Source organism: Flavobacterium petrolei, assembly GCF_003314435.2.
In the GTDB taxonomy this organism is placed as follows: Bacteria; Bacteroidota; Bacteroidia; order Flavobacteriales; family Flavobacteriaceae; genus Flavobacterium; species Flavobacterium petrolei.
Map to the genome: position 1 here is coordinate 313464 of NZ_QNVY02000003.1, position 17326 is coordinate 330789.

A 17326-nucleotide genomic window follows, 5' to 3' on the forward strand; every position below is an offset into this window, starting at 1 on the left:
AAAATGGGGAGAAAAGCATAGAATTACCCATACCCAAACCTTTTTTCCCGAAAGTTTGATACTCGATGTAATAGGCAGGTCTCCTGGCTTGCGTCTTGTTGTTTACCTTCCCATTCGCGTTGACAAACAGTGGTTTTGTAGATAACAACAAGCTTGATAGCTTACAGTTGCGGGTACAGCGTGAGATTTTTGAATTTGGATTTATGAAAATTGATAACAGATTTTAAATCTGAAATCAAAAATCGTTAATCAACAATTTTCAATCACTCTCTTCCCTTTTAATGCTGGTTTGAAAAAACAAAACAACAACCTCGTTACGGGTGCAAATATAGCTTTATGATTGGAATAAAAAATAAAATTTGATTTTTAAAACGGATTAAATATACCTTTGCAGTTCTCGAAAAACATGTTATGAAATCTTTTTTATTACCATTTACGCTCTTTTTATTTGTAATTTCCATTGGTGGATGTAAACAAAATGACAAAACTCGTACTGCCAGAATTACAGCCTCTACTAATGAAATTCAATATGCCGAAGGATTAGAAATTTATAAATACCAAGGGTATTCTGTCGTAAAAGTTACCCGACCTTGGCCTGAAGCCAAAGAAAGTTTCACTTATGTTTTACAAGAAAAAAACAGCATTATTCCCGACAGTTTGAAGCAGTTTTCCATCATTCCCGTGCCAATACAATCCATTGTTGTTACCTCAACCACGCATATTCCGGCTCTTGAAATGTTAGGTGTAGAAAACACTTTAGTTGGTTTCCCAAACACTGATTACATTTCGTCTGAGAAAACCAGAAAACGCATTGATTCCGGAAATATTAGAGAAGTAGGAACGAACGAAACTCTAAATACCGAGGTTCTAATTGATATGGCTCCAAATGTCATTGTCAGTTTTGGTTTGAATGATAGTAATCCAACGCTTGATAATCTTCAAAAAAGTGGTTTGAAAGTACTTTTGAATGGCGATTGGGCTGAACAATCCCCACTTGGAAAAGCGGAATGGATTAAGTTTTTTGGAGCCTTATATGGATTGGATTCCAAAGCAAATACCATCTTCTCTGAAATCGAAAAAGAATACACGAACACTTTGGCTTTAGCCAAAAAAGCAACATCAAAACCTACTGTTCTAAGCGGCGCCATGTTTCAAGATCAATGGTACGTGCCGCAAGGAGAGAGTTGGGCTTCGCTGTTTCTAAAAGATGCACAATCTAATTATTTATGGGCTGACACGAAGGGAACAGGTAGTTTACCTTTACCATTTGAAAAAATTCTAGAGAAAGCGCAAAATGCTGAATATTGGATTGCTCCCGGAGATTTTTCTTCGTTGAAACAAATGAGTGACAGCAATCCGCATTACAGTGAATTTGCCTCTTTTAAAAATAAAAAAGTATATTCGTACGGTATCAATAAAGGAGCTAAAGGTGGGATTTTATATTTTGAATGGTCTCCTACCCGACCTGATTGGGTTTTGAAAGATTTAATTACAATTTTTCATCCTGAATTGTTGCCCAATCATAAACTTTTTTTCTTTCAGAAATTAGAATAAATTGACTAAAACTAACCGAAATACAGTGCTTTTCATCATCCTAACCTTTGGGATGCTATTTTTATTTGTCATAAATATCAGTTTAGGTTCTGTTGCCATTCCTGTGAAAGAAGTGTTTAGGAGTCTAACTGGGGGAATTGCAAGTAAAGAAACCTGGGAATACATCCTTATCAACTATCGCTTACCGAAAGCTATTGCTGCTATTCTTGTTGGAATGGGGTTATCCATAAGCGGCTTATTAATGCAAACACTGTTTAGAAATCCGCTGGCAGGACCTTATGTATTAGGTTTGAGTTCTGGAGCCAGTTTAGGTGTTGCAACCGTTATTTTAGGCGCAGCGCTGTTACCGCCTTTTTTAGCAACACTTTTACTTTCTTCTTACGGAATTATTTTGGCCTCCAGTTTAGGAAGCTTCACCGTTTTGCTGGCTGTTTTAGCCGTTTCCCATCGATTACGGGACACTATGGCCATCTTAATTGTAGGCCTTATGTTTGGGAGTTTAACCAGTGCCATTGTTGGTACGCTGACGTATTTCAGCACCGCGGAACAGTTACAGAAATTCACATTCTGGTCACTCGGAAATCTTGGTAATTTATCATGGACCTCCATTTCTCTTTTAACCATCTGCGTAGCAATTGGATTATTGCTCAGTTTATTTAGCATCAAGCCGTTGAACTCATTACTTCTGGGTGAAAATTATGCCAAAAGTTTGGGGTTAAATTATAAAAAATCACGACTGATTATCATTTTTGCCACCAGTATTTTAGCTGGAAGCATCACTGCTTTTGCAGGTCCAATTGCTTTTATTGGATTAGCGGTTCCTCATATTGCAAAGCTAGTTTTTCAGACGAGCAATCACACAATTTTATTTTGGAGTACTATACTTTTTGGGGCGATTATCATGCTCATTTGCGACAGTATTTCGCAACTTCCGGGCAGTGATTTGACGTTACCAATCAATGCCGTAACTTCTATTTTTGGAGCTCCGATTGTAATTTGGTTATTAATTAGGAAACGCAAAATGATGGGATAATGGAAAATAAAATCATCTTACAGGGTTCACAAATCAGCATTGGTTATTCTCATAAAAAAGAAAAAACCATTGTTGCTTCCAACATTGATATTTGTTTAGAAAAAGGAAAACTTATTGCTTTAATCGGTGCCAACGGTATTGGTAAATCGACGCTTTTGCGAACCATAACAGGCATTCAAAAACCAATTTCAGGAACTGTTTTACTCAATGGCCAAAACATTCAAGAAATAGACGCTTTGACATTGGCACAAAATCTAAGTGTGGTTCTCACCGAAAAATTGCCTCCAAGCAACTTGACTGTTTTTGAACTCATTGCTTTGGGAAGACAACCGTACACGAACTGGATTGGAAAATTAACTGCTGAAGATATCGCAAAAGTTAATGAAGCGATAGACTTGACTCAAATTAGTCATCTAGCTGCTAAAAGACATTACGAAATTAGCGACGGACAATTACAAATAGTCTTAATTGCACGAGCTTTGGCGCAAGACACACCGTTAATTATTTTGGATGAACCCACAACTCACTTGGATTTGCTGCATAAAGTTGTATTGTTTAAACTATTAAAAAAACTCACTCAGGAAACTCAAAAATGCATTTTATTCTCCACTCACGATATCGACATGGCGATACAATTGAGTGATGAAATGATCATTATGACTCCCGAAAACATAGTTCAGGATCAACCGTGTAATTTGATTCTAAAAGGAACTTTTAATACGCTTTTTAAAGACGATCATATTATTTTTGATGCGTCCAAAGGGAAATTTGTAATTTCTTAAAGTTTCAATCCTATTTGTCGTTTTGCTTCGCCAATGACAAACGCTACCGAATTAGCGATATTAAAACTTCTTATCAACGGTGACATTGGAATGGTAAGATGATTGGGAAATTCATTTAAAACGACTTCGCTCAAACCCTTACTTTCTTTTCCAAAAACCAACCAATCTCCATCTTGAAAATCAGTCTCCAGATATGATTTTTTGGCATGGGAACTCATTAGAAAAACACGGGATAAATCAGGAATTTGAGACTTCCACTCCGATACATTTTGATATTCGGTCACATCAAGATGCACCCAATAATCCAAACCGGAACGTTTCAGGTTTTTATCATTAATGACAAATCCAAAAGGATGAATCAAGTGCAAACGACTTTCCGTACCCACGCACAATCGGCCAATATTTCCAGTATTATTTGGTATTTCGGGTTCTACTAAAACGATATTTAACATTTTATACTTTATTAAAAGATTGAAAAATTAAAAGATTAAAAAATTCATATAATCCTTTAAATTTCTATTTGAAAATTTTCTACTTCAATTACTTCTCCAGCCTGTAAATCATTGAGATGTACATTTCCTATTCGAACACGAACCAAGCGCAACGTAGGAAAACCAACAGCAGCGGTCATTTTTCGGACTTGACGAAACTTCCCTTCATTCACCGTAATCGAAGCCCAAGAGGTTGGACCGTGACGTTCATCCCGAATTTTTTTACCTCTGGCACCAAAAGCTGGAATTTCGTGTATTAAAGAAGATTTACAGGGTTTTGTGATATACTTGGTTCCGTTAAAACCTATTTCAACTCCTTTTTGCAATTCATCAATCGCATTCTGATGGATAATGCCATCGACTTGAACATAATATTCTTTATCGACTTTTTTACTTCTAATGATTTCGCTCATCATTCCATCTGTGGTCAACAACAATAATCCTTCGGAATCTTCGTCAAGGCGGCCTATCGCCATCGTTCCTTTGGGAAAATCATGCAATTCACCAAGTAATTTCTTTTTTCGTTTCAGCTCATAAATGAACTGACTTAAATAACCGTAAGGCTTGTGGATGATGAAGTGCGAATGGGACATTGTATTTGTTTTAAAGATGGCAAAGATAGTTTTGTTTTCGCTGGATTTAAAACTGTCAAACCATACATTTATTAGTGTAAACCAAAAGCTATGTTAAAAATTCGATTATTCAACATTAATGGCGTAATATTATGGGAGTTATTAGTAATAATTTTAAAATTACAGCATATGGAAAACAATGATTTAGGTTCAAAAAAGACAAATAACAAGCAAAATACAAACGAAGGATTTAGCGGTCAGAATCTAGCCCAAAATACGAATCCTGAAGTATCACATTTAAAATCAGAAGTAGAAACTGATGCTCATGGAGATCAAAAAATTGTCAAAAGAGCACGTAATATTGATGGAACTTTAGAACAAAATGAGGACAGCACTCCTAAAAATTTAAGTTCTGATACGGCGAATGTTCCTGAAGAACAGGCGAAAAAGATGGTAGAAAACAAAGATCATAACTCGGATATTACTCCAAATCGATATCCTAACGAACATCCTGATAATAAGGAAGACCGAGGGAACATAAAACTGGATGAATAAGAATTCAATCTATTTAAAAGGCCAATATGAAAACTAATTCATATTGGCCTTTTTTTTTATTTACAGATCACCAAAACACACAAATTAAAAGAACAATTAATACCTAAAGCCTCCAAATTTATAAATACTAAAACTTCCATTACTATTTTGCTTTCTAAAAGGAAACCAAAAAACTTTTGTTTATTTTTACAACCTTACAAAAACAAATTCTATGTCAAATATGCTTCCGTTTTTATTGATTTTTATCGTTGCACTCGCTATTGGTATTTTTATTGGCAAACTCATTTTCTCTGCTAGATTCCAATCCGAAAAAATTAGTTTAGAAGAAAAACTTATTGCATTTTCCTCCCAGTTCAATCAGCTGAAAGAGCAGATTATTGCTGATAAAACAACTTTCGAAAAGCAATTAGAAAACGTCAACATTGAAAAAGAAAATATTAGAAGCGAAAAAGACAGCTTAGCAATCCAACTTTCAAAAAAGGAAGTTGATTTTGAGAATCTTTGGGAACGCAACAAAGAGCAAAAAGAAGAAGTTGAGAAACTACAGGAAAAATTCACTAAAGAATTTGAGAATCTCGCCAACAAAATATTAGACGAAAAATCCAATAAATTTACAGAACAGAACAAGGAGAATATGAAAAACATCCTGACTCCATTGCAGGATAAAATTCATTTGTTCGAAAAGAAAGTTGAAGATACTCACAAAGAAAGCATTGATTATCATGCGGCTTTGCGCCAACAAATTCTGGGTTTACGAGAAATGAATATTCAGATGAGCAAGGAAACTATCAACCTGACCAAGGCTTTGAAAGGCGACAGTAAGATGCAAGGAAATTGGGGAGAACTAGTTTTAGAACGCGTTCTTGAAAAATCTGGATTAGAGAAAGGTCGTGAATACGAAGTTCAACAAGCGTTCACAACAGAAGATGGAAATCGCGTTTTTCCAGACGTTGTTATCAATCTGCCTGATGGAAAAAAGATGATTGTCGATTCTAAAGTCTCTCTGACAGCTTACGAGAAATACATTAATGAGGAAGATGATATTTTAAAAATAAACTATTTAAAAGAACATGTCAATTCCATCAAACGCCATGTTGAGCAATTAGGAAGTAAAAATTATCATGATTTGTACCAAATAGAAAGTCCTGATTTTGTACTGTTATTTATCCCTATAGAACCCGCTTTTGCAATGGCACTTAATGAAGATACAAGTTTGTACAACAAAGCATTCGAAAAAAACATTGTCATTGTTACACCTGCGACTTTATTAGCTACTTTGCGAACGATTGACAGCATGTGGACCAACCAAAAACAACAAGAAAACGCACTCGAAATTGCGCGTCAAGCCGGCGCTTTGTATGATAAATTTGAAGGTTTTGTGGCAGATTTAATCAAAATCGGTAAAAAAATTGACGAAAGCAAAACAGAATACAGCGGCGCAATGAATAAACTCGTGGAAGGAAAAGGAAACCTGATTGTAAGTGTCGAAAAATTGAAAAAAATGGGAGCTAAAGCCAAGAAAGCACTCCCAGAAAGCATATTAAATCGAGCAGAAAAAGATGAAAATCAACTTTTAAATTAAACAGAAAATGAGAAAATTTTTAATGGTTATCACTGCCATAGTCGTCTTATCTATTGTAGCTTATTTTACTTTTTTATACAACGCCACATACAGCGAAGGAGTTCGTTCGGGCGAACTAATAAAGGTGAGTAATAAAGGAGTAGCTTTCAAAACATGGGAAGGCGAAATAAGCCAAGGCATTTCAGGAGCACAAATCTTTTCTTTTTCGGTACTAGATAGCGAAGAAAAAGTAATTGCTGACCTGCAAGAATTCGAAGGGCAATACGTGCAGGTAAATTATGTGGAACGTTACCGCACCTTTCCATGGTGGGGTGATACGCGCTATTTTATAACCGATGTCAAAAAAGTAAATTCTCCATTTAAAATAAAGTAGATGAATCGCACTTTTAAAACCGTAGCTTCCTCAGACATTAGTATTTCCGAGTTAATGTTGCCTTCCAATACGAATTTCAGTGGTAAAATACATGGTGGATATATCTTATCTTTACTGGATCAAATCGCGTTTGCTTGTGCCTCAAAATTTTCCGGAAACTATTGTGTAACTGCCTCCGTAGACACCGTAAATTTCTTAAAACCTATCGAAGTCGGGGAATTGGTAACAATGAAAGCCAGTGTAAACTTCGTAGGAAACAGTTCAATGATTGTGGGTATCCGAGTGGAAGCCGAGAATATTCAGACTGGAAAAATCAAACATTGCAACTCTTCTTATTTCACAATGGTCGCCAAAGATAGTGAAGGCAAAAGCACTTTAGTACCTGGTTTAATTCTCTCTAACATGAATGATGTGCGCCGCTATTTTAACTGTATCAAGCAAGTTTCACTGAAAAAAGAACAAAACATGCATGAAGAAGTATTTGATTACACTTCGGAAGAATCATTAGAAAGTTTAAAAAAGTATAATGTAAAGTTAGAACTATAAACGCAACGAAATTTATGATTAGAGGAAAACAGTACTACACTTTTTTATAAGTATAATTTCATTGTAATTTCTGATTTAAAAAATCCTTTACAATTAACTAAACCCCAAAATTTTTCATTAAGTAGTTACTTCGGTTTCCACTATTTTTTTGTAACTTTAAGTAATTTAATTCATAAATCATTATGAAAAAAATTACGCAAATAGTACTAATCATTATTGCGAGTGCAACTTCTGCTCAAGAAAAAATGATGTCTTACGTAGGGATTACAAATTTTGAGGCTTCAATTCCTTTTTTTGAAGAAGTAAAAGCAATAAATGAAAAAACCACCTGTATTTTGATAACCAAAACAGGCCAAATCGCTTGTTGGATCAACATCAAAGATTTTCAATTTAAAAGAGATTTAATGCAAGAGCATTTCAATAAAAATTACATGGAAAGCAACCGTTTTCCAAAAGCTGTTTTTAAAGGTACAATTGAAAAATTTGATTTAAAAAACCTTAACTCAGAATCAAGTCAATACCTAATCACGGGCAAAATAACCATACGAGGGAAAACTAAAAAAATAGTGATCAACGGAACTCTGAAAAAAGTAGATAAAGGAATTGAACTATATTCCACCTTTCCTTTAAACACAGATGATTTTAATATAGAAATTCCTTTTATTGTCCGTAGTAAAATATCAAAAAACGTAAACACTCAAATTATTTGTGTCTTAGAATAATTCTATTTTGTTAAACAATTTCTTATTGCTTCTTCCAAATTGTTAAATTTAAATTTAAAACCGGTTTGTTCCATTTTATCTGAGGAAACTCTCCTTCCGGTCAGTACGATTTTAGCCATTTCACCCATAACTAATTTTAATACAAAAGCAGGCACATTGGGCAACCAAATAGAATAACCAAAAACACGAGCCAATGTTTTTGAAAAAACGGTGTTGGTAGTATTATCACAAATAGCTGCATTATAAGGTCCTTCCATACTTGTATCTGAAATAGCTTGCAAATATATAGCACACAAATCATCCACATGAATCCAAGGCATATATTGCTTCCCAGAGCCTAATGCTGAACCCAATCTATATTTGAACAAAGAAATCAGCTTCTTCAAAAAACCGTCATTTTTACCTAATACCAATCCAGTTCGGATTTTCACTGTTCGGATATTCAAATTCTCAATGAAGTCAATAGAATCTTCCCATTTTTGACACGTATATCCCAAGAAATCATTTGCCGGTTTCATATCTTCCGTACAAATTTCTTCCCCGTTTACAGCACCATAAATCCCCACCGCCGAAGCAGAAATAAAAGCATCTAGTTTTTTATAATGCTTCTTTAAAACGGAATATAATAATTGAGTGGATTTTTCCCGACTATCAATTATGGCTGCTTTTCTCTTCGCAGTCCATCTTTTCTCTGCTATATTTTCACCTGCCAAATGAATAATATAATCTGCTTTCAAAATTGCTTCATCATCAATAGTCTGCTTTGCAACATCCCATTTATAATAGAAAACATCTCCTTTATTCTGTTTTTCACTTCTACTTAAGATGGAAACAGAATATCCTTTGGCTAACAACAAAGTAGTCAAATTTCTTCCGATAAATCCCGAACCGCCGCTTATTAAAACATTCTTTTTCATAATAGTGTAAAGCTAATCATTTATAACGATATAAAATTATATTAAATTTTGTTTAACTTTATTAATATATAGTTAAACATTCACTACCTTTATACTCTAATTTGAAACACATCAAAAATGGCTACTAAAAAAACCCCAATAACAAAAGACAAAATAGTTTCTATGTATATGAATTATGTACTAGATCATAGTGAAAAACCAAAATCAGTATATCATTTTACAAAAATCAATAATTTTACGGAAACTGAATTTTATGCATTTTTTGGAACTATAGAAAGTATTGAAAAAGAAATTTTCAAAATGTTTGTAGAAAAAACTATCGATTTGCTAAACAAAAACAAGGAATACGAGATGTATGACATGAAAAGCAAAATGTTAAGTTTTTACTTTACTTTCTTCGAAATATTAACTGCTAACAGAAGTTACGTTGTACTTGTATTGCAAGAGCACAATAATCAGTTGAAAAAATTGATGCAGCTTTCCGGACTAAGAAACAGTTTCAAAAATTTCCTTACTGAAATCATTTCAGATGAATTTAGAACACAACAAGAAAAACTTCAAAATTTTCAAGAGAAAACATTTCAGGAAACGTCTTGGATTCAACTTTTATTGACACTGAAATTCTGGCTGGATGATTCGTCACCTTCTTTTGAGAAAACAGATATTTACATTGAAAAATCAGTAAAAGTGACTTTTGAATTAATGAATATTGCTCCTATAGACAGCTTAATCGATTTTGGAAAATTTATTTTCAAAGAAAAAATATACAATAAGTAATGAAAACGATAGACTACATCCCTACTTCAAAAATTGAAAGGGCTACAAAACTGGTACAAACCGGTGCAAAAGTTGGCGTGAACTACTTGAAATATTACGGTGAAAAAATGGTCAATTCTGATTTGACCCGTGATAAATTAAACGAAGACAATGCCGAAGATATTTATGACGGATTGAAAAGTTTGAAAGGAAGTGCGTTGAAAGTTGCTCAAATGCTAAGCATGGACAAAAGCTTTTTGCCACAAGCTTACGTTGAAAAATTCTCGTTGTCTCAGTTCTCAGTACCGCCACTTTCGGCTCCATTGGTACTGAAAACGTTCAAGACAAATTTTGGAAAAACACCATACGAAATTTTTGATGAGTTCAATGCTGAATCAAGGAATGCTGCAAGCATTGGACAAGTGCATATTGCGGTAAAAGACGGCAAAAAACTAGCTGTAAAAATTCAATACCCTGGAGTTGCCAACAGTATTTCATCAGATTTAGCGATGGTTAAACCAATTGCGGTGAGAATGTTTAACCTTCAAGGAAAAGATTCTGATAAGTATTTTAAGGAAGTTGAAGACAAATTAGTTGAAGAAACTAATTATTTACTAGAATTAAAACAAAGCCAAGAAGTAGTTGCTGCCTGTAAAAAAATTCAAAATTTAGTATTTCCAAATTACTATCCTGAATTCTCATCAGAAAAAATCATCACGATGGATTGGATGACAGGAAAGCATCTTTCAGAATTTACTAAGCTAAATACCAACCAGGAAGTGGCCGCTAAAATTGGGCAAGCTTTATGGGATTTCTACATGTACCAAATTCATGTTTTGAAAAAAGTACACGCTGATCCACATCCTGGAAATTTCTTGGTGAATGAAGAAAATCAATTAGTGGCACTGGATTTTGGTTGTATGAAACAAATTCCAAATGATTTTTATACTCCTTATTTTGAATTGATTGATAAAAAGGTCATCAACGATACAAAATTGTTTAATGCAAAATTGTTTGAGTTAGAAATTTTACGTGTTGATGATTCGAAAGAAGAGGTAGCCTATTTCACCGAATTATTTCATGATTTATTGTCTTTGTTTACAAAACCATTTCAGGCAGAAACATTCGATTTTTCTGATGAGACTTTTTTTGAAAGTATCGCAGCATTAGGCGAACGCTTTTCAAAAGATACCAATCTTAGAAAAATGAATGGTAATCGAGGTTCAAAGCATTTCATTTATATGAACAGAACATTCTTTGGACTATACAATTTAATGTTTGATTTAAAAGCGAAAATTGTTGTGAATGAATATCAAAAATACAAGTAGTGAAGAAGGAAAATCTGCCTTCAAAAATGTGTTTGGTTTGCAACCGACCTTTTAGCTGGCGGAAAAAATGGGAAAAAGTATGGGACGAAGTCAAATATTGTAGCGAAAAATGCAAAAGAAACAAAAAGGGTTAGTTTGGTTTAGAAACGATTTGAGAGTGCATGATAATGAATCTTTGACAAATGCTATTGATGAAAATGAAACCGTAATCGCGGTGTATTTTTTTGATCCAAGGCATTTTGAGGATACTAATTTTGGATTTAAAAAAACAGAAAAGTTTCGGGCAAAGTTTCTGATTGAATCGTTAACGGCCTTGAAACAAAATTTGGAAAAATTGAATATTCCGCTTTTGGTTTATCACCAAAAACCTGAAGGTGCGATTCCCGAAATAATTACTGAAAATGAAATTGATTCGATTTACTTCCAAGAAGAATGGACGAGTGAGGAAATAAAAGTTTTAGAGAATGTAAAATCGAAAGTTTCAGATTCAGTAGCGTTCAAAAGCACGTACAATCAGTTCTTATTTCATCCTGAAGACATTCCGTTTGACATTACATCGATTCCAAATGTTTTTACACAATTTAGAAATCAGTGTGAAAAATCAACAAAAATTCGTTCTGAATTTACGGCTAAACAGCTGCTGAAAGAGAATTTAATTACAAACGAAACTGTAATTCCCAGCATGGAAAAATTAGGTTTTACTGATTTTAAAATGGATTCTAGAACGGCGTTTCCTTTTCGCGGTGGTGAAGATGAGGCAATAAAACGATTGCAAAATTATTTTTGGGAAACCAAAAAACTAAGTGTTTATAAATTGACCCGCAATGGATTAATCGGTACTGATTTTAGTTCGAAATTCTCACCTTGGTTGGCAAACGGTTCCATTTCGGCAAAGACTATTTATTGGGAAATTATAAAATACGAACAACAAATCGGGCAAAATGAATCCACCTATTGGTTAATTTTTGAACTGATTTGGAGAGATTATTTTAAATATATAGCGTTGAAAAACGGCAATTCCATTTTTAAAATCGGAGGGATTTTAGACAAAAAATACGTTTGGAAAACCAACCAATCAGCCATAAATCATTGGATAAAAGGTGCTACAGACGAACCATTTGTAAATGCCAATATGATTGAATTGCAAAAAACAGGATGGATGAGCAATCGCGGCAGACAAAACGTAGCGTCATTTTTTGCAAAAGAATTACTAATAGACTGGCGCATTGGAGCTGCCTATTTTGAAGCGATGCTAATTGATTACGATGTACACAGCAATTATGGGAATTGGATGTACGTTTCAGGAGTTGGTAACGATCCTAGAGACCGAAAATTCAATATTAAATTACAAGCGTCCAATTACGATGGACAATCAAAATTTCAGAAATTATGGTTGCAACAACAATTATTTTAAAAAGATAAATGAATACAAATAAAAAACATATTAATGTAGTTTGGTTCAAAAGGGATCTTCGTTTACAGGATAATGAGGCGATTTTTAATGCAACAAAAACTGGCATACCCACATTGTTGCTTTATGTATTCGAAAAATCTTTAGAAAATGATTCACATTATAGTCCAAGACACTGGAATTTCATCAAGCAATCGCTTGTAGATATCAACAAACAACTGGAACAATCGAACACACATGTGTTAGCGGTATCTTCAGAGGTACTTCAAGTTTTCAATATTCTTGAAGAAACGTACAAAATTGAAACCGTATACTCACATCAGGAAACTGGCTTAAAAATCACTTACGAAAGAGATAAAACTTTCAAACGCTTTTGCAAAAACAATCAAATTAATTGGATTGAAAATACCAACAACGGAATTTTCAGAGCCTTACGTAGCAGAACGAATTGGGTTTCAAAATGGGAAGACTACATGAATCAACCCCAATTTATTTTTGATGATAAACCAGAAAATTTTCTAAATACGGAAGCAATATTGGAACTCGAAAAAGCTTTAGAAAAAACCAATTTAGAAACTGTTCCGGATGCTATTTTCCAAAAAGGTGGGAGCAACATGGCCCAGAAATATTTGCAAACATTTTTTGATGAACGATACCACAATTATAACTCACATATTTCGAAACCTTTATTAGCTCGAAAAAGCTGTAGCAGGTTATCACCCTATATTGCTTGGGGAAATTTATCTTCGAGACAAGTATTGCAAAAAGCGGCTACGTTCCTATTGACCTGCAATAACAAAAAGCAAATTGATTCCTTTATATCTCGACTGACTTGGCAAGCACATTTTATCCAAAAATTTGAAATGGAAGAAGTCATGGAGTTTGAAAGTGTTAATAAGGGATTCCATTCGTTGAAAAAGAAAGTCAATGAAAATTATATTGAAGCTTGGAAAACGGGACAAACCGGATTTCCATTGATTGATGCATGCATGCGCTGTTTGAATGAAACTGGCTATTTAAATTTTAGAATGCGTGCCATGTTAGTTTCATTTTTCACCCATAATCTATGGCAACCTTGGCAAGAAGCGACGCAGCATTTATCACAAATGTTTCTTGATTTTGAACCCGGAATACATTTTCCGCAGTTGCAAATGCAGGCTGGAGAAACCGGAATCAATATGTTACGTATATATAATCCAATAAAGAATAGTTATGAACACGATCCTGACGGAGAATTCATAAAAAAATGGGTGCCAGAACTGCGCGATTTGCCACGAGCTTTTGTACATGAACCCTATAAAATGACCTATTTAGACCAAAAATTTAACGATTTTGAAGTTGGAGTTAATTATCCAAAACCCATTGTAAACATGGAAAGAACGAGAAAATTCGCGAGTGATTTTTTATGGAAAATGAAGAAAAATCCTCTGGTAAAAGAAGAAAGTTCGCGGATATTAAAACTTCATACTATGGCAGATATTGGCGATAGCGAATAATTTTCAACAACAATTTCAAAAAAAATCAATAGCAATTTCAAAAAAATAAAATCTCGTGACTGAAAAAAAAGAACTTACTGATTTAGACAAAGACCGAATCATAGAAATGGCTTGGGAAGACCGTACCACTTTTGATGCGATTTTAATGCAATTTGGATTAAAAGAACAAGAAGTGATTGACCTGATGCGTACCGAAATGAAACCGTCGAGTTTTAAAATGTGGCGCGAAAGAGTGCAAGGCCGAAAAACAAAACATGAAAAATTAAGGGATTTTCGAGAAGGCCGTTTTAAATGTACGATGCAAAGACAAATTAACAACAACAAGATATCCAAACGATAATTTTTCGATAATTAAGAAACAAATCCAAAATAAATTTTAAATAACTGATTGAATAATATATATGAAAAACATAGTAATCATTGGTGGTAGTAAAGGAATTGGTAGTGCCATTTTGTTGCAACAATTAGAGACAAACTTGGTTTACAACATCAGCAGAAATGCACCTGAAATCACGCATCCCAACCTGAAACATTACTCATTAGATGTTCTAAAAGATACACTTCCAGAAATAGAAGCTGTAGATACCTTGATTTATTGCCCAGGTTCTATTAATTTGAAACCGATTGGAAGTTTGAGCATCGACGATTTCAGAAATGATTTTGAAATTAATGTCATTGGCGCTGTAAAAGCCATTCAAAAATATTTACCTGTTTTAAAAAAGGGAACTAATCCATCGATTGTTTTGTTTAGTACGGTGGCTGCAAAATTAGGAATGCCTTTTCATGCGAGTATTGCTACTGCAAAAGCGGGAATTGAAGGATTAGTAAAATCTTTGGGAGCAGAACTAGCTTCAGTAGTACGGATTAATGCCATTGCTCCTACAATTACCGAAACAACACTTGCAGCAGGTATTTTGAGAAATGACAGAATGAAAGAAAATATGGTGGAACGCCACCCGATGAAAGGATATTTGAAACCGGAAGAAGTTGCGAATATGGCCAACTTCCTAATTTCGGAAAACGCCAAGTCAATTTCAGGTCAAGTTTTTGAAATGGATTACGGAATCGTGACTTTTAAAATCTAAAAAATAATTAGCCAAACTTAAAATAGAAATACAGCATACCATGATAAAAGAAATGAAAAGTTACGAAAAAATCGAACAATACGATACTGAAATAACAGAAGCATTAGCAGATAATTATAAAGTAATCATTGAAAATTTAGGCGAAGATGTGACTCGCGAAGGGTTAGAAAAAACGCCTGAACGTGTGGCAAAAGCGATGCAATATTTAACCCACGGTTACGGACTAGATCCATTAGAAATCCTAAAATCGGCAATGTTTACTGAAGATCACCAGCAAATGATTGTGGTAAAAGACATCGAAGTATATTCTATGTGTGAACACCACATGTTACCGTTTTTTGGAAAAGCACATGTCGCTTATATTCCAAATGGTAAAATTGTAGGACTAAGTAAAATTCCAAGAGTAGTTGATGCGTTTGCCCGAAGAATGCAAGTGCAGGAACGATTGACAGACCAAATCAAAAATTGTATTCAGGACGCTCTGAATCCACTTGGAGTAGCGGTTGTAATTGAAGCGCAGCACATGTGCATGCAAATGCGAGGAATTCAAAAACAAAACTCAGTTACAACAACTTCTTCTTTTACAGGAGCTTTCGAGAAAGACAAAACCAGAAAAGAATTTATTAGCTTAGTTTCCAATAAATTAAGTTAATTTTAATTACTAAAACATAAAACCATGAAAATTCTCTTAACAGGCGCAACAGGTTATATCGGGAAGCGACTTTTGCCATTATTGGTAGAACAAGGGCACGATATAATCTGTTGTGTAAGAGACAAAAACAGGTTTTATTGTCCAGTTGAATTTCAAAAAAATGTTACGGTAATTGAAGTTGATTTTCTGAATCAGGAAACATTGACCGCTATCCCTGAAGATATTGATGCAGCTTATTATCTTATTCACTCCATGTCAGGATCAGCCTCTAATTTTGATGAATTAGAAAGTGAATCTGCACTGAATTTTGTGCAACGATTGAATGAAACCAAAGCCAAACAAGTCATTTATTTGAGCGGCATTGTCAATGACAAATCATTATCCAAACATTTATCTTCCAGAAAAAAGGTAGAAGAAATTTTAAATACAGGAACTTTTGCCGCAACTACTTTGAGAGCGGGAATTATTGTGGGTTCTGGAAGTGCATCGTTTGAAATCATTCGGGATTTAGTGAATAAATTGCCCATAATGATTACTCCAAAATGGCTTAATACAAAATGCCAGCCGATTGCAATTCCGGATGTTCTAGATTTTTTATCCAAATCATTACTGAATCCACTTACCTACAATCAGAGTTTTGACATTGGCGGACCCGATATTTTAACGTACAAAGAAATGCTTTTGGGTTTTGCAGAAGCAAAAAAATTAAAGAGATGGATTTTCACTGTCCCAATAATGACACCAAAATTATCTTCCTATTGGCTCTATTTTGTAACCTCAACATCGTATAGACTCGCGTCAGCTCTGGTCAGCAGCATGAAAGTCGAAGTAGTTTGCAGTGATAACCGAATCAATGAGTTACTGCATGTTACGCCGATGTCCTACAAACAAGCACTTTCTCGCGCATTAATAAAAGTAGACGAAGATAAAGTAGCTTCGAGTTGGAAAGATTCCTTGGTCAGCGGACGTTTTAGCAGCAACATGTCGGAATATTTGAAGGTTCCAAAAAAGGATTGCTACATCGACCGTCGCAAAATGGAAATCATAGATCGTAATTTCACCATCAACAGGATTTGGTCCATCGGTGGTGACACAGGTTGGTATTATGGTGATTGGTTGTGGAATTTACGCGGTTTTATTGATAAATTATACGGTGGCGTAGGTTCTCGAAGAGGAAGAACAAACCGACACGATATCCATTCTGGGGATGCTTTAGACTTTTGGCGTGTTTTGTATGCCAATAAAGAAGAGGGGAAATTAATTTTATTTGCCGAAATGAAACTCCCAGGAGAAGCTTGGCTCGAATTTAAAATAATAGGAAATACGTTGTATCAAGCGGCTACTTTCAGACCAAGAGGGATTTGGGGAAAATTATACTGGTATTCCGTTTTGCCCTTTCATGGATTTATCTTTAAAGGAATGCTGCAGAAATTGATTAAATAATTTTCTTTTTAACCTGTAAGTCATTTAA

The 17326-nt window shown here is 34.5% G+C and carries 20 protein-coding genes and 1 riboswitch; of the genes, 17 read left to right on the forward strand and 3 right to left on the reverse strand.

The window, feature by feature from the left end; genetic code table 11:
* Window positions 1–56 precede the first annotated feature (56 nt).
* A riboswitch (cobalamin riboswitch) is annotated at window positions 57–329 on the reverse strand.
* Between the two features lie 82 nt (window positions 330–411).
* Genes DR871_RS10845 through DR871_RS10855 form a run of 3 tightly spaced genes read left to right on the forward strand, consistent with a single transcriptional unit; the run spans window position 412 to window position 3369 of the window.
* The gene (locus DR871_RS10845; RefSeq protein ID WP_113666302.1) at window positions 412–1554 is read left to right on the forward strand and encodes an ABC transporter substrate-binding protein; all 1143 of its coding nucleotides are present in this window, start codon (window positions 412–414) and stop codon (window positions 1552–1554) included.
* A gap of 1 nt (window position 1555) precedes the next feature.
* Window positions 1556–2587, forward strand: coding sequence for an iron ABC transporter permease (locus DR871_RS10850; protein WP_242497103.1), 1032 nt, complete (start codon window positions 1556–1558; stop codon window positions 2585–2587).
* Entirely contained in the window at window positions 2587–3369 is a 783-nt protein-coding gene (locus tag DR871_RS10855) for an ABC transporter ATP-binding protein (RefSeq protein ID WP_113666304.1), read from the forward strand. The genes DR871_RS10850 and DR871_RS10855 overlap by 1 nt, the downstream gene beginning before the upstream one ends.
* Here the strand turns inward: DR871_RS10855 and DR871_RS10860 are convergent.
* Both DR871_RS10860 and DR871_RS10865 read right to left on the reverse strand, forming a co-directional pair.
* A complete protein-coding gene (locus DR871_RS10860) occupies window positions 3366–3821 on the reverse strand; it encodes a tRNA (cytidine(34)-2'-O)-methyltransferase (RefSeq protein ID WP_113666305.1) in 456 nt (151 codons plus the stop codon). The two genes, DR871_RS10855 and DR871_RS10860, sit on opposite strands and share 4 nt — an antisense overlap.
* 56 nt (window positions 3822–3877) lie before the next feature.
* Window positions 3878–4453: a pseudouridine synthase gene (locus DR871_RS10865; protein WP_113666306.1), complete on the reverse strand. Its 576-nt coding sequence runs from the start codon at window positions 4451–4453 to the stop codon at window positions 3878–3880.
* Between the two features lie 168 nt (window positions 4454–4621).
* On the opposite strand from DR871_RS10865, the gene DR871_RS10870 reads away from it, so the two are divergent.
* From DR871_RS10870 to DR871_RS10890, 5 genes are all read left to right on the forward strand, one after another.
* A complete protein-coding gene (locus tag DR871_RS10870) occupies window positions 4622–4987 on the forward strand; it encodes a hypothetical protein (protein WP_113666497.1) in 366 nt (121 codons plus the stop codon).
* Between the two features lie 211 nt (window positions 4988–5198).
* Complete coding sequence (gene rmuC / locus DR871_RS10875) at window positions 5199–6569, forward strand: DNA recombination protein RmuC (protein WP_113666307.1); 1371 nt, start codon at window positions 5199–5201, stop codon at window positions 6567–6569.
* A gap of 7 nt (window positions 6570–6576) precedes the next feature.
* The gene (locus DR871_RS10880) at window positions 6577–6942 is read left to right on the forward strand and encodes a 6-phosphogluconate dehydrogenase (RefSeq protein ID WP_113666308.1); all 366 of its coding nucleotides are present in this window, start codon (window positions 6577–6579) and stop codon (window positions 6940–6942) included.
* Window positions 6943–7488, forward strand: a complete 546-nt coding sequence (locus tag DR871_RS10885; protein ID WP_113666309.1) for an acyl-CoA thioesterase — start codon at window positions 6943–6945, stop codon at window positions 7486–7488. It begins immediately after the preceding gene.
* A 182-nt stretch (window positions 7489–7670) separates the two neighbouring features.
* Window positions 7671–8210: a YceI family protein gene (locus DR871_RS10890; RefSeq protein ID WP_113666310.1), complete on the forward strand. Its 540-nt coding sequence runs from the start codon at window positions 7671–7673 to the stop codon at window positions 8208–8210.
* A 2-nt stretch (window positions 8211–8212) separates the two neighbouring features.
* On the opposite strand, the gene DR871_RS10895 is transcribed toward DR871_RS10890, so the two are convergent.
* Entirely contained in the window at window positions 8213–9127 is a 915-nt protein-coding gene (locus tag DR871_RS10895; RefSeq protein ID WP_113666311.1) for a TIGR01777 family oxidoreductase, read from the reverse strand.
* Between the two features lie 117 nt (window positions 9128–9244).
* On the opposite strand from DR871_RS10895, the gene DR871_RS10900 reads away from it, so the two are divergent.
* The 9 genes from DR871_RS10900 (at window position 9245) to DR871_RS10940 (ending at window position 17298) form a co-directional block, all read left to right on the forward strand.
* Complete coding sequence (locus DR871_RS10900) at window positions 9245–9904, forward strand: TetR family transcriptional regulator C-terminal domain-containing protein (RefSeq protein WP_113666312.1); 660 nt, start codon at window positions 9245–9247, stop codon at window positions 9902–9904.
* Window positions 9904–11211 carry an ABC1 kinase family protein gene (locus DR871_RS10905; protein ID WP_113666313.1) on the forward strand — a complete coding sequence of 436 codons (1308 nt, stop codon included), beginning with the start codon at window positions 9904–9906 and terminating at the stop codon, window positions 11209–11211. Before DR871_RS10900 ends, DR871_RS10905 begins: the two co-directional genes overlap by 1 nt.
* Window positions 11211–11345, forward strand: a complete 135-nt coding sequence (locus tag DR871_RS10910) for a DUF2256 domain-containing protein (protein ID WP_082014130.1) — start codon at window positions 11211–11213, stop codon at window positions 11343–11345. Before DR871_RS10905 ends, DR871_RS10910 begins: the two co-directional genes overlap by 1 nt.
* A complete protein-coding gene (locus DR871_RS10915; protein ID WP_113666314.1) occupies window positions 11321–12625 on the forward strand; it encodes a DASH family cryptochrome in 1305 nt (434 codons plus the stop codon). Before DR871_RS10910 ends, DR871_RS10915 begins: the two co-directional genes overlap by 25 nt.
* Window positions 12626–12633: 8 nt before the next feature.
* Window positions 12634–14118, forward strand: coding sequence for a cryptochrome/deoxyribodipyrimidine photo-lyase family protein (locus tag DR871_RS10920; RefSeq protein WP_113666315.1), 1485 nt, complete (start codon window positions 12634–12636; stop codon window positions 14116–14118).
* 55 nt (window positions 14119–14173) lie between these two features.
* The gene (locus DR871_RS10925; RefSeq protein WP_113666316.1) at window positions 14174–14458 is read left to right on the forward strand and encodes a TIGR03643 family protein; all 285 of its coding nucleotides are present in this window, start codon (window positions 14174–14176) and stop codon (window positions 14456–14458) included.
* A gap of 61 nt (window positions 14459–14519) precedes the next feature.
* A complete protein-coding gene (locus DR871_RS10930; protein ID WP_113666317.1) occupies window positions 14520–15203 on the forward strand; it encodes an SDR family NAD(P)-dependent oxidoreductase in 684 nt (227 codons plus the stop codon).
* A gap of 40 nt (window positions 15204–15243) precedes the next feature.
* Window positions 15244–15855: a GTP cyclohydrolase I FolE gene (folE, locus tag DR871_RS10935; RefSeq protein WP_241258514.1), complete on the forward strand. Its 612-nt coding sequence runs from the start codon at window positions 15244–15246 to the stop codon at window positions 15853–15855.
* 24 nt (window positions 15856–15879) lie between these two features.
* The gene (locus DR871_RS10940; RefSeq protein ID WP_113666318.1) at window positions 15880–17298 is read left to right on the forward strand and encodes an SDR family oxidoreductase; all 1419 of its coding nucleotides are present in this window, start codon (window positions 15880–15882) and stop codon (window positions 17296–17298) included.
* Window positions 17299–17326 lie beyond the last annotated feature (28 nt).

What these genes read in the sequence shown, in the direction of transcription:
- DR871_RS10845 (WP_113666302.1), top strand. Translation starts at nt 412, where the DNA reads ATGAAATCTTTTTTATTACCATTTACGCTCTTTTTATTTGTAATTTCC.
- DR871_RS10855 (WP_113666304.1), top strand. Translation starts at nt 2,587, where the DNA reads ATGGAAAATAAAATCATCTTACAGGGTTCACAAATCAGCATTGGTTAT.
- DR871_RS10860 (WP_113666305.1), bottom strand. Translation starts at nt 3,821, where the DNA reads ATGTTAAATATCGTTTTAGTAGAACCCGAAATACCAAATAATACTGGA.
- DR871_RS10865 (WP_113666306.1), bottom strand. Translation starts at nt 4,453, where the DNA reads ATGTCCCATTCGCACTTCATCATCCACAAGCCTTACGGTTATTTAAGT.
- DR871_RS10870 (WP_113666497.1), top strand. Translation starts at nt 4,622, where the DNA reads ATGGAAAACAATGATTTAGGTTCAAAAAAGACAAATAACAAGCAAAAT.
- rmuC (WP_113666307.1), top strand. Translation starts at nt 5,199, where the DNA reads ATGTCAAATATGCTTCCGTTTTTATTGATTTTTATCGTTGCACTCGCT.
- DR871_RS10880 (WP_113666308.1), top strand. Translation starts at nt 6,577, where the DNA reads ATGAGAAAATTTTTAATGGTTATCACTGCCATAGTCGTCTTATCTATT.
- DR871_RS10885 (WP_113666309.1), top strand. Translation starts at nt 6,943, where the DNA reads ATGAATCGCACTTTTAAAACCGTAGCTTCCTCAGACATTAGTATTTCC.
- DR871_RS10890 (WP_113666310.1), top strand. Translation starts at nt 7,671, where the DNA reads ATGAAAAAAATTACGCAAATAGTACTAATCATTATTGCGAGTGCAACT.
- DR871_RS10895 (WP_113666311.1), bottom strand. Translation starts at nt 9,127, where the DNA reads ATGAAAAAGAATGTTTTAATAAGCGGCGGTTCGGGATTTATCGGAAGA.
- DR871_RS10900 (WP_113666312.1), top strand. Translation starts at nt 9,245, where the DNA reads ATGGCTACTAAAAAAACCCCAATAACAAAAGACAAAATAGTTTCTATG.
- DR871_RS10905 (WP_113666313.1), top strand. Translation starts at nt 9,904, where the DNA reads ATGAAAACGATAGACTACATCCCTACTTCAAAAATTGAAAGGGCTACA.
- DR871_RS10915 (WP_113666314.1), top strand. Translation starts at nt 11,321, where the DNA reads ATGCAAAAGAAACAAAAAGGGTTAGTTTGGTTTAGAAACGATTTGAGA.
- DR871_RS10920 (WP_113666315.1), top strand. Translation starts at nt 12,634, where the DNA reads ATGAATACAAATAAAAAACATATTAATGTAGTTTGGTTCAAAAGGGAT.
- DR871_RS10930 (WP_113666317.1), top strand. Translation starts at nt 14,520, where the DNA reads ATGAAAAACATAGTAATCATTGGTGGTAGTAAAGGAATTGGTAGTGCC.
- folE (WP_241258514.1), top strand. Translation starts at nt 15,244, where the DNA reads ATGATAAAAGAAATGAAAAGTTACGAAAAAATCGAACAATACGATACT.
- DR871_RS10940 (WP_113666318.1), top strand. Translation starts at nt 15,880, where the DNA reads ATGAAAATTCTCTTAACAGGCGCAACAGGTTATATCGGGAAGCGACTT.